The 13,277-nt window shown below is 71.3% G+C and carries 14 protein-coding genes; 5 read left to right on the top strand and 9 right to left on the bottom strand.

Translation table 11 applies throughout. From position 1 onward, the window contains the following. Window positions 1-8 precede the first annotated feature (8 nt). Complete coding sequence (locus EAD98_RS05915; RefSeq protein WP_121653064.1) at window positions 9-842, top strand: helix-turn-helix transcriptional regulator; 834 nt, start codon at window positions 9-11, stop codon at window positions 840-842. 4 nt (window positions 843-846) lie between these two features. Here the strand turns inward: EAD98_RS05915 and EAD98_RS05910 are convergent, their stop codons facing one another. From EAD98_RS05910 to EAD98_RS05900, 3 genes are all read right to left on the bottom strand, one after another. Further along, window positions 847-1,668: an alpha/beta fold hydrolase gene (locus EAD98_RS05910; protein WP_121653063.1), complete on the bottom strand. Its 822-nt coding sequence runs from the start codon at window positions 1,666-1,668 to the stop codon at window positions 847-849. Window positions 1,669-1,779: 111 nt separating this feature from the next. Further along, the gene (locus EAD98_RS05905; RefSeq protein ID WP_121653062.1) at window positions 1,780-4,311 is read right to left on the bottom strand and encodes an ABC transporter permease; all 2,532 of its coding nucleotides are present in this window, start codon (window positions 4,309-4,311) and stop codon (window positions 1,780-1,782) included. Next, window positions 4,308-5,066, bottom strand: a complete 759-nt coding sequence (locus EAD98_RS05900) for an ABC transporter ATP-binding protein (RefSeq protein WP_121653061.1) — start codon at window positions 5,064-5,066, stop codon at window positions 4,308-4,310. Before EAD98_RS05900 ends, EAD98_RS05905 begins: the two co-directional genes overlap by 4 nt. 148 nt (window positions 5,067-5,214) lie before the next feature. Between EAD98_RS05900 and EAD98_RS05895 the strand changes: the two genes are divergently transcribed. From EAD98_RS05895 to sthA, 3 genes are all read left to right on the top strand, one after another. Continuing rightward, window positions 5,215-6,414, top strand: coding sequence for a sensor histidine kinase (locus EAD98_RS05895; protein ID WP_121653060.1), 1,200 nt, complete (start codon window positions 5,215-5,217; stop codon window positions 6,412-6,414). Further along, complete coding sequence (locus EAD98_RS05890; protein WP_121653059.1) at window positions 6,411-7,049, top strand: response regulator transcription factor; 639 nt, start codon at window positions 6,411-6,413, stop codon at window positions 7,047-7,049. Before EAD98_RS05895 ends, EAD98_RS05890 begins: the two co-directional genes overlap by 4 nt. Window positions 7,050-7,123: 74 nt before the next feature. Then, window positions 7,124-8,527 carry a Si-specific NAD(P)(+) transhydrogenase gene (sthA, locus tag EAD98_RS05885; RefSeq protein WP_121653058.1) on the top strand — a complete coding sequence of 468 codons (1,404 nt, stop codon included), beginning with the start codon at window positions 7,124-7,126 and terminating at the stop codon, window positions 8,525-8,527. Between the two features lie 27 nt (window positions 8,528-8,554). On the opposite strand, the gene EAD98_RS05880 is transcribed toward sthA, so the two are convergent. The 5 genes from EAD98_RS05880 to EAD98_RS05860 form a co-directional block, all read right to left on the bottom strand. After that, entirely contained in the window at window positions 8,555-9,046 is a 492-nt protein-coding gene (locus EAD98_RS05880) for a YcxB family protein (RefSeq protein WP_121653057.1), read from the bottom strand. A 105-nt stretch (window positions 9,047-9,151) separates the two neighbouring features. After that, the gene (locus EAD98_RS05875) at window positions 9,152-9,544 is read right to left on the bottom strand and encodes a nuclear transport factor 2 family protein (protein WP_121653056.1); all 393 of its coding nucleotides are present in this window, start codon (window positions 9,542-9,544) and stop codon (window positions 9,152-9,154) included. A 67-nt stretch (window positions 9,545-9,611) separates the two neighbouring features. Further along, window positions 9,612-10,412: an alpha/beta hydrolase gene (locus EAD98_RS05870; protein ID WP_121653055.1), complete on the bottom strand. Its 801-nt coding sequence runs from the start codon at window positions 10,410-10,412 to the stop codon at window positions 9,612-9,614. A 168-nt stretch (window positions 10,413-10,580) separates the two neighbouring features. Continuing rightward, a complete protein-coding gene (locus EAD98_RS05865) occupies window positions 10,581-10,868 on the bottom strand; it encodes a hypothetical protein (RefSeq protein WP_233583727.1) in 288 nt (95 codons plus the stop codon). Window positions 10,869-10,879: 11 nt separating this feature from the next. Continuing rightward, window positions 10,880-12,175 (bottom strand): MFS transporter, encoded by a 1,296-nt coding sequence (locus EAD98_RS05860; protein WP_121653053.1) that lies wholly within the window; start codon window positions 12,173-12,175, stop codon window positions 10,880-10,882. Window positions 12,176-12,397: 222 nt separating this feature from the next. On the opposite strand from EAD98_RS05860, the gene EAD98_RS05855 reads away from it, so the two are divergent. Next, complete coding sequence (locus EAD98_RS05855; RefSeq protein ID WP_121653052.1) at window positions 12,398-12,838, top strand: hypothetical protein; 441 nt, start codon at window positions 12,398-12,400, stop codon at window positions 12,836-12,838. Between the two features lie 93 nt (window positions 12,839-12,931). Here EAD98_RS05855 and EAD98_RS05850 read toward each other — a convergent pair. Further along, window positions 12,932-13,277, bottom strand: a 346-nt coding sequence (locus tag EAD98_RS05850) for a cellulose binding domain-containing protein (protein ID WP_199723302.1), incomplete at its 5' end; no start/stop codon positions are given.

Below are 13,277 nucleotides of genomic sequence, written 5' to 3'. Positions count from 1 at the left end.
GAGTCAGCGTGGACCGCGCCCAACTCGCCAGCTTTCTGCGTACCCGACGCGAGGCGCTCCAGCCCGAGGACGTGGGACTCCCCCGGGGCCAGCGCCGGCGGACCGGTGGGCTACGGCGCGAGGAAGTGGCCGCGTTGAGCGGGATGTCCACCGACTACTACAGCCGGCTGGAGCAGCAGCGCGGGCCGCACCCGTCGGAGCAGATGCTCGCCGCCCTGGCCCGTGGCCTGCGACTCACCCTGACCGAGCGGGACCACCTGTTCCAGCTAGCCGGTCACGCCGTCCCGCACCGAGCGGTCCGGGCCGACCACGTCAACCCGGGGATGATGCGCATCCTCGACCGGCTGCACGACACCCCCGCCCAGGTGGTGAACCACCTCGGCGAGACCCTGGCGCAGACCGCGCCGGCGGTCGCACTGCTCGGCGACGAGACCCGGCACACCGGGCTGGCCCGCAGCCTGCACCACCGCTGGTTCACCGATCCGCAGGCACGGCAGTTGCACCCGGCGCGGGACCACCAGACGCAGAGCCGGCTCCTCGTGGCGCACCTGCACGCGGCGTACACCCGCGATGGACGGGACTCGCGGGCCTCCGCGATCGTCGACGATCTGCTGGCCGCGAGCCCGGAGTTCGCGCAGTTGTGGCGGGAGCATCCGGTGCCGGGCGGCTACTGCCCGCCGAAGCACTTCGTGCATCCCGAGGTGGGGCCGCTGGAGCTGCACTGCCAGACGCTGGTGGATCCCGACCAGTCCCAGACGTTGCTGGTCTTCACCGCCGTGCCCGGGTCGGAGAGCGACGAGAAGCTGCGGCTGCTCGCCGTCATCGGCGCCCAGCTCGTCTGACCCGTCAGCTCCGCAGGAACGCGAGCAGGTCCTTGTTGACCTGGTCCTGCATCGTCGCCGTCATGCCGTGCGGCGCGCCCGGGTAGTAGATCTCCTTGGCGTTCGCGACGAGCTTCGCGGTCTTGTGCGCCGAGTCCTTCACCGGCACGATCTGGTCGTCCTCGCCGTGCATCACCAGCGTCGGGATGTCGAACTTCGCCAGGTCGTCCCGGAAGTCCGTCTCGGAGAACGCCTTGATGCTCTCGTAGGCGTTCCACAGGCCGGACTGCATGCTCCACAGCCAGAACTGGTCGAGGATCCCCTTGGAGACCTTCGCGCCCTTGCGGTTGGCGCCGTAGAACATCAGTGCCAGGTCCTGGTAGAACTGCGACCGGTCGGCGAAGAGCTGGGCCCGCAGGTCGTCGAAGGCGCTGATCGGCAGCCCCTCCGGGTTGTCCGCGCTCTGCACCATGATCGGCGGTACGGCGGACATGAGCACGGCCTTGGCGACCCGCTCCGTCCCGTGCCGGCCGATGTAGCGGGCCACCTCTCCCCCGCCGGTGGAGTGACCGACCAGGGTGACGTCCCGCAGGTCCAGCGCCTCGATGACCGCGGCCAGGTCGTCGGCGTACCCGTTCATGTCGTTGCCGGTGCGGGCCTGGCTCGACCGGCCGTGCCCGCGACGGTCGTGCGCGACCACCCGGAACCCGTTCTGGACGAGGAAGAGCATCTGCCCGTCCCAGGCGTCGGCGCTCAACGGCCAGCCGTGGGAGAAGGTGACGACCGGCCCCTCGCCCCAGTCCTTGTAGTAGAGCTTGGTGCCGTCCTTGGCCTTGACGTAGCTCATGCCGATGCCTCCTGGTCGTGGGCCGGAATCGGACGGTCCTGTCCCGATGCTAGGTGCGGCCGGCGGGCGGGTCGGCCGCTTCGCCCGAATGCGGCCGACCCGCGGCCGTGCTCAGCCGTCGGCCCCCAGTGCCACCACCGGGCTGACCCGCGATGCCCGCCGTGCCGGCAGGACCCCGGCCAACGCGGTCAGGACGACCAGCGTCACGAAGAGCCCGACCAGCGGCAGCACCGGGACGGTCAACGGTGCGTTGATCCCGAGGGCCTGGACCGCCAACCAGGCGTACGGGACGCCGAGCAGCAGGCCGATGGTCGCGCCGATCACCCCGTAGAGGCCGGACTCGACGGTCAACATCGTGCGCAGGCCGGTTCGGGACAGGCCGATCGCACGAAGCAACCCGGACTCGCGTACCCGTTCCACCACCGAGAGCGCGGTCGTGGAGCCCACGCCGACGACCGCGATCAGCACGGTCAGGCTGACCAGGCCGACCGCGATCCAGACCAGGGTGCGCACCAACGCGTCGTTGCGGTCCCGTTCGTCGGCGAGGACCGCGAGGCCCACCCCGTCGCTGCCTCCGATCGCCTGCCGCAGCGCCCGCACGCCGGCGGTGCGGCCGTCCTCGCCGGAGCCGGCCGCGTCGGCCAGCAGACCGGTGTACGCCGTCGGCACGCCGAGCCGGTCCAGGTCGGTCCGGTCGGTGAGGATGCCCGCGTGCAGCGGGCCGTCACCGGGCAGGACCGCGGCCACCCGCACGTCGACCCTGTGCGCGGCGACGGCGAGCGTGACGGTGTCGCCGGCCCGCAGACCGGTGTCCCGGGCAACCCAGCTGTTCAGCACGATCCGGCCGGGGCCACGGTCGGCCAGCGTGCCCTGCGCCACGTCCAGATCGCCGGTGCTGGGCAACGCCGTCAGGTCCAGGTCGTTCGTCGGGTACCCGGACTCGGCGTCGCCGAGCTTGTCGCCGCCGCGCAGCAGCGTGACGTCGTCGATCCGTCGGTACGGCACCACTCGGGCCAGCGCCCCGCGCGCGGCCTCGGCCCGGCTCACGACAGCGGCCGGCAGGGTCCCACCGTTGCTGGTGACCTCGAAGTCGGTCGGCGCCGAGAGCGCCATCTCGCGGTCGACGAGGACCTGCAGCGACGTGCCGCCGATGGCCACCCCGGAGATCAGGGTCACGCCGAGCGCGACCACGACGGAGACGGCGGCCGCCCGGCGCGGCGCCCCGCCGATACCGCCGACCGACATCCGGCCGAGCGGCCCGAGCTGGCGCAGCGGCCATCCCACCACGGCCAGCACCGGACGCACCAGCGGCGGCCCGAGGGTGACCAGCGCGACGTACGCCAGCGCGCCGGACCCGATCAGCAGGAGCAGTGGCCCCGTCGGGTCGTACGACGTCTGCTCCGGCTCCGGCAACTGGCTGATCGTTGCGGCGGCGGCCAGGACCGCGCCGACGGCCAGGAGCAGCCCGAACACCAGGCGCAGCCCTCCGATGCCACGCCGACCGGGGGTGGTGCTCGCCGTGCGCAGTGCCTCCAGCGGGGAGACCCGGGCGGCCGAGAGTGCCGGCGCCAGGACGGCCAGCACGGTGATCCCGACGGCGCCGATCACCACGGCGACCGCCACCGCGAGGGGCAGGCCGGGCGACGAGACCGCGTGGCCGGTGGAGCGCAGGATCGCCGGCAGCGCGTACCCGAGGGCGAGGGCGCCGATGACCCCGATGACGCTGGCGACGAGCCCGGTCAGGGCTCCCTCGGCGGTCAACGCCCCGACCAGGGTGCCCCGACCCGCGCCGACCGCGCGCAGCAGCGCGAGCTGCCGCATCCGCTGGGCGAAGACGATGCGGAAGGTCGAGGTGACCACCAGCGCCGCCGCGACGACCGCGATCGAGACGAACAGGCCGACCAGGATGAAGAGCCCACCGACCTGCTCGGCCGACGCGTTGGCCTCCGCCTGGCGCACCTCGGCGCCGGAGCGGATCGGCCGGCCGGCCGCGACCGCGGCAACCCGTTGGCGAACGTCGTCCGCCGACTCACCAGGGGCCACCCGCACATCGACGTGCTCCACGGCCGTCAGGCCGGCCCAGGAGATCACGACGCTGTCCGGGGCGTACGCGTCGAAGCCGGCGTCGGCGGTGGGCTCGACCATGCCGGTCACGGTCAGGCGGGTGGGCGTGGTGAGTTCACCGGCCATGCCGTCGGTAGAGGTGCCGACCGAGAGTCCGAGCCGCTCGGCGGTGCGCGGGGTGATCGCGATCTCGCCGGGCCGGTCCGGGTACCTGCCCTCGATCAGCCGGACCGTGGCCAGCGGCCCGGTGCCCGGATCGGCCTGCAGGTTGAGGTACCCCTCCCCGAGGGACACCCCGATCGTCATCCGGCCCACCGCCTCGGCCACGCCCGGCACGGCACGGACGTGCGTCAGCTCCGTCACGGTGGGCGGCGGCTGCTCGGGGTCGCCGATGACCAGGTCGGTGGTGGCCGCGGTGCCGCTGAGGTTGTCCCGCACGGTCCGTTCGGTGATCTGCTGCACCAACACGGTGCCGAAGACGACGAACGACGCGACCAGGATCGCCAGGCCGGTCAGGATCAGCCGGCCGGGTCGCCGGGCCGCCGCGCTGGTCTGGGTACGCAGCACCGTCGCCCTCATGCGCCGGCCGCCAGGTCACGCAGCGCGTCGGTGACCGACACCTGGTCCGGCTTGTCGATCTCGCCGGCGATCCGGCCGTCGGCGAGCAGCACCACCCGGTCAGCGTACGCGGCGGCGATCGGGTCGTGGGTGACCATGACGACGGTCTGGCCGAGGTCGCGTACCGAGTCGCGCAGGATGGTGAGCACCTCCGCGCCGGAGCGGGAGTCGAGGTTGCCGGTCGGCTCGTCGGCGAAGACCACCTCGGGGCGCGCCACCAGCGCCCGGGCCAACGCGACCCGCTGCTGCTGACCGCCGGAGAGCTCGCTGGGTCGGTGGCCGAGCCGCTGGTCGAGCCCCAGTACGCCGACCAGGTGGGCGAAGAGCTCGGCGTCGGGCTGCCGGCCGGCGAGATCCAGCGGCAGGGTGATGTTCTGCGCGGCGGTGAGCTGCGGCAGCAGGTTGAAGGACTGGAAGACGAACCCGATCCGCTCCCGTCGTACCCGGGTCAGCGTCCGGTCCGACTGGCCCGTCAGCTCCGTCCCGCCGAGCAGGACCCGGCCGGAGGTGGCCGTGTCGAGGCCGGCGAGGCAGTGCATCAGGGTCGACTTGCCGGACCCGGACGAGCCCATGATCGCGGTGAACTCGGCTCGGCCGAAGCCGACCGAGACCCCGTCCAGGGCACGGACCGCGGTGTCCCCGCTGCCGTACACCTTCACCAGGTCGACCGCGGCGACCGCGGCCTGGCTGGTTCCCGGCGGGGCATGCGTCGTCATTGTGTTCCTCCAGTGGCTGCGATGTGACCCGGGAAGCGTCGCTGCCGCCAGCCGGTCCGCGCATCGGCCGGGGGCCAGGTATCGCCAGCGTCGGGTCTGCCTTTCGGCTGATCTGCCAGCCCCGCCCGGCTGGCTACGCTGGGTCACCATGAGCGCGCCGGACCTTCGACGACTGTGGGTACGCCTGGCCCAGGCCGCCGGCCTGGTGACCATTGGCCTGCTCACCCTCTTCGACCTGCGGTTCAGCGCGTCCGGGAGCATGAGCACGGCCGCTCTGCTGCTCCTGCTGGTGCGGTTGGGGCTGGCGGTGGCGACGGTGCCGCTCTGGCTGCCGGTGCACCGGCTGGGTTCCCGCCGGCTGCCCCTGGCCGCGCTCGCGCTCGCCACCGCCTCACTCGCCGTGACCGCGGCGATCCGGGTCGTCGCCCACAACAGCTACGTGCTCGGGGGCAGCTGGGGGCTCGCCGAGTCGGCCGGGCTGCTCGCGGTGGTCTTCGTGGTGACCCGCTGGGGCGCGTCCCGGCTCGCCCCGTGGGCGGCGGTGGCCGCCGGGCTCGCCGTCGCCGCGCTGCCGCTGCGGTCCGGCACCGACAGCCTGTTCGTGATCTTCGGTCTGCTCCAGGTGCTCGCCGCGGCCGGCGCCGCCGGGGTGGGGCTCTATCTGCGGACCATCGCGGCCGGCCGGGAACGGGCGATCGCGCTGGTCCGAGCCGAGCAGCGCGCCGAGTTCGCCCGTGACCTGCACGACTTCATCGCCCACCACGTGACCGGCATCGTGGTGCAGGCGCAGGGCGCCCGGTTCGTCGCCGAGCGGGACCCGCAGCGGGTGATCGTCGCCCTGGAGCAGATCGAGCGGGCCGGCGCGGAGACGATGGCCTCGATGCGACGGATGGTGGGGATTTTGCGCAACCCGGACGCCCCGCCGGAGGCGCCGTTGGCCCCGCTGGCCGGCGTGACCGACCTGGCGCCGCTGCTGACGGGGTTCAACGGCACGGCGAGCGCGCCGGCACGGCTACACGTCGATGGTGACCTGGACGGGCTGCCGGTGGAGGTCTCGACCTCGGCGTACCGGGTGGTGATGGAGGGGCTGACCAACACCCGTCAGCACGCGCCGGACGCCCGGTCCGTGGACGTGGCCGTGCGTCGTACCCCGGACTGGTTGCTGGTCCGGGTGGCCGACGACGGCGCGTCTGGGCGCACCGCGCCGGCGCGGGGGCACGGCTTCGGCCTGATCGGCCTCACCGAGCGGGTACGCGCTCTCGGCGGCACGATCACCGCCGGGCCGGGCGTCGCCGGTGGCTGGGTGCTCGATGCGGCCTTTCCGCTGCGCACGGCGGTGAGCCGATGATCCGGGTGTTGATCGCCGACGACCAGGCGATGGTCCGCACCGGCTTCGGCATGATCATTGGGGCGCAGCCGGACATGGCGGTGATCGGCGAGGCTGCCGACGGGGTCGTCGCCGTCGAGCTGGCCCGGCGCCTGCGCCCGGACGTGGTGCTGCTGGACATCCGGATGCCCCGCCTCGACGGCCTCGAAGCGCTGCGGCTGCTCGCCGGGCCGGGCGTCGCCGACCCGGTCCGGGTGGTCGTGGTGACGACCTTCGACCTCGACGAGTACGTGCACACCGCGCTGTCCAACGGCGCCTGCGGTTTCCTGCTCAAGGACTCCGGCCCGGCGCTGCTCGTGGAGGCGGTCCGCGCGGCCGTGTCCGGTGACGCGCTGATCAGCCCGTCCATCACGGTACGACTGCTGGAGCACCTCAGCCCACCCGCTCCGGCGCGCGACGAGGCCGGCCTGTCCCCGCGGGAACTCGACGTCGTGAAGCTCGTCGCCCGGGGCCTGACCAATGCCGAGATCGCCACCCGCCTCTTCATCGCCGTCGGCACGGTCAAGACCCACCTGGCCAGCGTGCAGATGAAGCTCGAGGCCCGCAACCGGGTCGAGATCGCCGCCTGGGCCTGGGAACGCCGCCTCGTCGGCTAGGTCGGCGAAGCCGATGCCGGGCGCTCGCCGTCCGGGTCTGGCGCACGCCGCGGCATCTTGCGACGCTAACGGTTGTGTATGACTACGACCTGGTGGTGCTGGGCTCCGGACCCAGCGGGCAGAAGGCCGCGATCGCCGCCGCCAAGCTGGGCAGGCGGGTCGGCATCGTGGACCGCCGCGACATGATCGGCGGGGTGTGCATCAACACCGGCACCGTCCCGTCCAAGACGCTGCGTGAGGCCGTGCTCTATCTGACCGGCCTGAGCCAGCGGGACCTCTACGGCAGCAGCTACCGGGTCAAGGAGGAGATCACGGTCAGCGACCTGGCCGCCCGGACCCAGCATGTCATCACCCGGCAGACCGACGTCATCCGCAACCAGCTCGCCCGCAACCGGGTCGCGATGATCACCGGCACCGGCCGGTTCGCGGACGCGCACACGATCTGGGTCGACGGCGGCTCCGGGCGCGAGTCGAGGGTGACCTTCGACAAAATCATCATCGCGGCGGGCACCCGACCGGCCCGCCCGGACAGCGTCGACTTCGACGACCGCACCATCGTGGACTCCGACGGCGTCATCAACCTCCAGGCCGTACCCCGCAGCATGGTCGTGGTCGGCGCCGGTGTGATCGGGATGGAGTACGCGTCCATGTTCGCCGCGCTCGGCACCAAGGTCACCGTGGTGGAACGCCGCGACCGGATGCTCGACTTCTGCGACGAGGAGATCGTCGAGTCGCTCAAGTACCACCTGCGCGACCTGTCCGTGGCGTTCCGCTTCGGCGAGGAGGTCGCCGCCGTCGAGAAGCACCAGACGGCGGCGCTGTGCATCCTGAAGAGCGGCAAGAAGATCGTCGCGGACACGGTCATGTACTCGGCCGGCCGCCAGGGCCAGACCGACGACCTGGCCCTGGAAGCAGCCGGGCTGGAGGCGGACCGGCGCGGCCGGATCAAGGTGGACGCCAACTACCGCACCTCGGTCGACAACATCTACGCGGTCGGCGACGTGATCGGCTTTCCGGCGCTCGCGTCCACGTCGATGGAGCAGGGCCGGCTGGCCGCGCAGCACGCCTGCGGCGAGCCGATCCGGGAGATGCACGGCCTCCAGCCGATCGGCATCTACACGATCCCGGAGATCAGCTTCGTGGGGCGGACCGAGGCGCAGCTGACCGACACCTCGACGCCGTTCGAGGTGGGCATCGCGCGCTACCGCGAGCTGGCCCGCGGCCAGATCGTGGGTGACTCGTACGGGATGCTGAAGCTCCTCGTCTCCCCCGACGACGGCCGGCTGCTCGGCGTGCACGTGTTCGGGACGGCCGCGACCGAGATCGTGCACATCGGGCAGGCGGTGATCGGCTGCGGCGGCACGATCGACTACCTGGTCGACGCGGTGTTCAACTACCCGACGCTGGCCGAGGCGTACAAGGTGGCCGCCCTGGACGCGTCCAACAAGATCCGCAACATCACCCGCATCGACGGTTGAGCCGCGCACGACTCGCGGTCAACCCGGTTACCGAAGCAGCCCACGTCTGGCCATGAAGGCTCGCAACGTCTCGGCATCCTCGGCTGACATCAACCAACGTGGGATCACGGTCGCCGGCATCCGGCCGACGTACACGATCCAGAAGTCCGGGGTGTCGCTCACCTGGGCGACCCCGTCCCAGGCGATACCGCCGGACTCCGAGCCGCTGCGCATCATGATGTTGTCATCGGTGATGTCGTAGGCGCCCTCGACGGCGTAGCGACTGGATCGGCGCCGGGCGCGCCACCGCACCCACGGCAGGTACAGCATCGACAGCAGGCCACCCACGACCATCGCCATCCACAGCGGCGAAGCCTGCTCGCCCCACGCGAACCCCCGCGAGACGACCAGACCGATCGCCCCGACCGCCGCCAGCACCGCGCCGATATAGCCGTACCTGCGCAGCCGGACACTGCCGAGCACAGCGGCCACGCGGCCCGGGTACGCGGGATCGGCGGGGACGTCGAAACGGATATGCACGTCAGAACGATAGTGCCCCCACCCTCCGGGCAGCGTCTGACTCCCGCTTCCCTGGCCGGGCAGTCGCGGACGCCGTCGGGCCAGCCGTTGCGGTGCCACACCGTCCTAGCCGGCGGTGGCCTCGTGCTGGATCTGCTCGAACTGGGCGGCCATCGCGGCGGCCACCGCCTGCGCGGCGGACAGTGGACGAACCATGACCGTGAACTCGTCGATCAGGCCGCTCTCGTCCAGGTGCAGGAAGTCGCAGCCCTCGACAGCGACGTCACCCAATCGGGCCTCGAACACCAGCGCGTGATCGCGACCGCCGTCGCCGCTCAGCTCACGGACGTACCGAAAATCCTCGAACACCCGCAGCACGCCACGCAGGATCGCCGCGGTGATTGCCTTGCCGGGGTAGGGCTTGAACGCCACCGGGCTGCGAAACACCACGTCGTCGGCCAGGGCCGCCGCGATGGCGTCGGGGTCGCGGGCTTCAACCGCCGTGCGAAAATCGATCACCGCGCCAGCGTACGGGGCTGCTCCCGTCGTCGCCGACGCCTGGCGAGGGCCCGGTGTCGGAGACGCGTCACCGGAGGTGCTGTCGCAACCAGACCAGTTTGGCGTCGGCGATCTCGCGCCAGCCGCTGTCGATCGGCATCGAGTGCCGACGGTTGCGGAATTCCTGGTAATCGGTGACGGCCGCCGAGGCACGGTATCGCTTGACGGTGGCCTTGACGGCGACCCGATGCGCGCTGTGGTCTCTTCCGCCGGCGATCATGAGCAGCGGTCCCCGGGTCGGGTTGGCGGCGTCGATCGCGGCTGGTGAGCGTCGGGAGAGATTTGCCGATACCAGCTCGAAGACCGGCCTGCCGGGTGAGGGGACGGTCCACTGCCGGTACAACTGGTCGGACTCGGTCGCGGTGAGCGCATTGCCGTGGCTGTAGCGGAACTGACGTGCGGTCAGCGACAGCGCCCGCCGCCGGTTGGCCGGGTTGCGCAGCAGGGGCCAGCCCACGGGAACGGTCGATGGCGCGAGGTGGTTCACGCCCTTGATCGGTGGAGGTTGCAGCGCCACCGCCGCCGCTGCGAGGTCCTGAGCGAGGAGGCGCTGCGCGACCACGGCGCCGGTCGAGTGGCCGATGACGATCGGCCGTGTGTCGAGCGTGCGGATGATCTGTGCGTGGTGCGCGACGATGTCGTCGATGCCATTGCCCGCGACCCGGTCGGGCTCCTGCCGCGCTTCTTCGACAGTGCTCGGCTCACCGGGCCAGCCTGGATTCAACGGGTCATGTCCCGCCGCCCGAAACAGCTCGACCCAACTGGCCCACGACGCGGCGTGCAGGAACATGCCATGGACGAACACCACCGGCCTGCCGGTCGCTGCCATCTCTGCCCCTCCCACGGGTATCCGTGCCCGCGAACGCCGGCCACGCGTTCCGCTCTCGGTGAGAAGCACGAGCGCGGCAACGCCCAGGTGCGGTAAGCGGATCATCGTGGGCGCGGTCGTCAGCGGCAGTTCAGGAGCCGGTGGCGTCGGCGGCGATCCGTCTCCTGATCAGAAGGGAGGTGCGTCCTCGCCCATCAACGCCAGCACGACGCCGCCCTTGCCGTTCTTGAGGCTCTGGACCACGACCTTGCCGCTGCTGCCGTCGGGCAGCTCCAACGTGAAGGTTTTCCCGACCGCGTTCTTGAGGCCATTGCCGGCGCTGTTGGCGAGTCGAAAGTCACCTGCCCACGGCGGGATCCCACCCTTGCGGGCGGGCTCGGCGAAGAGCGCGGCGGTGCCGGGGGTCCTGATGCCGTCCGAGGAAAGAAGCACTGAGGCACTGCGAAAGGTAGCCATATGTGCCAAGGCTATCCCGGAATGCGCTCAGCGCGTCTCATCGCCCTTGGCAATCGCAGCGCGACGACACCGGTGGCCACCAAACCGCCGACGCCCGCGACTACCAGGGTTACCGGGGCGGAGGTGGCGTCCAGCAGTAGGCCGCCGGCGATGTATGACGTCGCGGCGGCGACTCCGATGGCACCGTACAGGTTGCCGAAGACCCTGCCGAGCATGCCCGCTGGGACCGTACGTTGCAGCAGCGTGCTGGAGGCGACGTCCATGGCCGCCAGCCCGAACCCGCGGGCAGCCTGCAGGGCGATCGCGGCGGCGACGGCCCAGGCGAGCCCGGTCAGCAGGTTGCCGACACTGCTGAGCGCGAAACCTACGATCAGCAGCAGTGGCATTGACGCCCGTGTGCCCCACCGGGACAACATGGCGTAACCGGCCACGAGTCCGAGGCCGACCGCGCCCAGCAGGAGGCCGACCGCGGAATTGCCAACCTGGAAGGTTTCCCGGGCCAGTAGCACCAGTGCCACGTCATCGACCCCGTTGAAGGCGACCACCGCCGTAAAGCCGAGGAAGATCACTCGCACCGTTGGAACGCTCAACAAGTAGCCGATCCCCGCCTTGGCCTGTCGCAGCAAGGACGGCTGATGCCCGTCACCGGTCGCCGCCGGGAGTGAGGGGAGCCTCGCGAGCAGCACGGCCGAGACCAGGAACGAGACGGCGTCGACGAGCAGCAGGCCACGCACCCCGACCAACGGGAACAGTGCTGCGGCGATGAGCGGGCCGACCGCCTCGGCTGCGTTGGCGCCGAACCCGACGGTCGAGTTGGCGGTTTCCAGGTCACGGTCAGCGACCAGTGCGGGCACCGCCGCCCGAGATGCCGGTTGGAAGATCTGCGAGGCGGTGGCGCGGATCGCGACGAGGGCCAGCAGCACCGGCAGCGGAGGCAGGGTCAGCACAATGACCAGCAGGACTCCGGCTTGGATGAGTTCGCAGACGACCATCAGCCGCCGGAGATTGAGCCGATCGGTGAGGGCGCCGGTGAAGGGACCCAACAGGGATGGGGCGAAATCTCCGACGAGCAATAGGAGGGAGATCGCCAAAGCCTGGCCCGTCGTGTCGGCGACGTGGAGCATGAGCGCGACGAGGCTGAGTGAGTCGCCCGCGTACGAGACAAGCCGTGCCGAGAAGAGAGCTCGGAAGGGCCGGTTGCGGCGCAGCAGTTGGGTTGGACGCGCCGGTCCAGCCCCTGCCTGGGTGGACGCTGCGCCTGACACGTTGAATCTCCTCTGTCGGCGAAAGCTGGGGTGAGACACCATGATGCCGGCGCCAAGCCGGTCACCTCAGCGCATTGTTCAACCGACGGGCAGGAGGGGTGAGCCGCGCGCTGTGCCGGTCACCGGCAAACGGGCGGGCGAACGTCATCACCTGGGTGCCGGTGAGCACGCCAGCGATGCCGTATGCATCCCTGCAAGTCCGCCAAGCCGAACCCCGTAACCCCTCCGTCGCCCTTGATGAAAGACGGAGGCTAGTTTGCTCGGATGAGTCTCCTCGATGACGTCGCGAAGCGTGACAGTTGGCGCTGCTGGGTCTGCGACGAGCCCGTCGACGCCGACATGTCGGTGAACGACCCGCGTGGTCCCAGTGTCGACAGCCGCACCGCCGACAAGAAGGCCAAGGTCACCGAGCGACTCGCGCACCGTGCCTGCAACACCCGCAAGGGCGCCGTCAAGGTTGTCATCGCCTGGCCGGACCGTCTGCACGTGGTGGAACCCGCGCCGCTGATCGCCGTCGCCGAGCGACTCGAACGCAAGGGTGGCCGCGAGCTGGTCGCCCGCTGTCCGAGCAGGAAGGACGCCCAGGAGGCGGCGGATTGGCTGGCCGACCGGTTCTCCCGGCTGGTGCCCGGACTGCCGGTGACGGCGAGCGTCGACGCCGGCGGCGGACAGTACCTCGTCTCCCTGGCCACCGGCCGCCGCTGATTACGAGCACCGGATCGACGTCGGCAACCACGACGGGTCCGGATCGGCCGGTGTGGAGGATCGGCGACCGTCCTCCACACCGGCCGGTGTGCGTCAGCCCGCGGCGCAGGCCGGGGTCAGGCCGCCGGCCGTGCCGTTGGCCTGGAATCCGAACTCGGTGGACTGGCCGGCGCCGACCCGGCCGTTGTAGGCCACGTTCGTCCAGCGCGTGGCGCCGGAGTCAGCGCTGCGGTTGGCGTTCCAGGCGTTGGTGACCGTCGCGCCCGACGGCAACGTGATCGTCACCGCCCAGGAGTTGATGGCCGATGATCCGGCCGTCACCTTCACCGTCGCCACGAAGCCACCTGTCCACTGGTTCACCGACACGGTCGCGGTGCAGCCACCGGGCCCCGGGGGCTGCACCGCGACCGTGTCGGTGAACCAGTGGACAGGTGGCTTC

Origin of the sequence: Micromonospora sp. CV4 (genome assembly GCF_003667455.1) — a bacterium.
Lineage (GTDB): Bacteria > Actinomycetota > Actinomycetes > Mycobacteriales > Micromonosporaceae > Micromonospora.
Note: the sequence above shows the minus strand (reverse complement) of the source record. Positions and strands in the feature narration are given on the sequence as shown.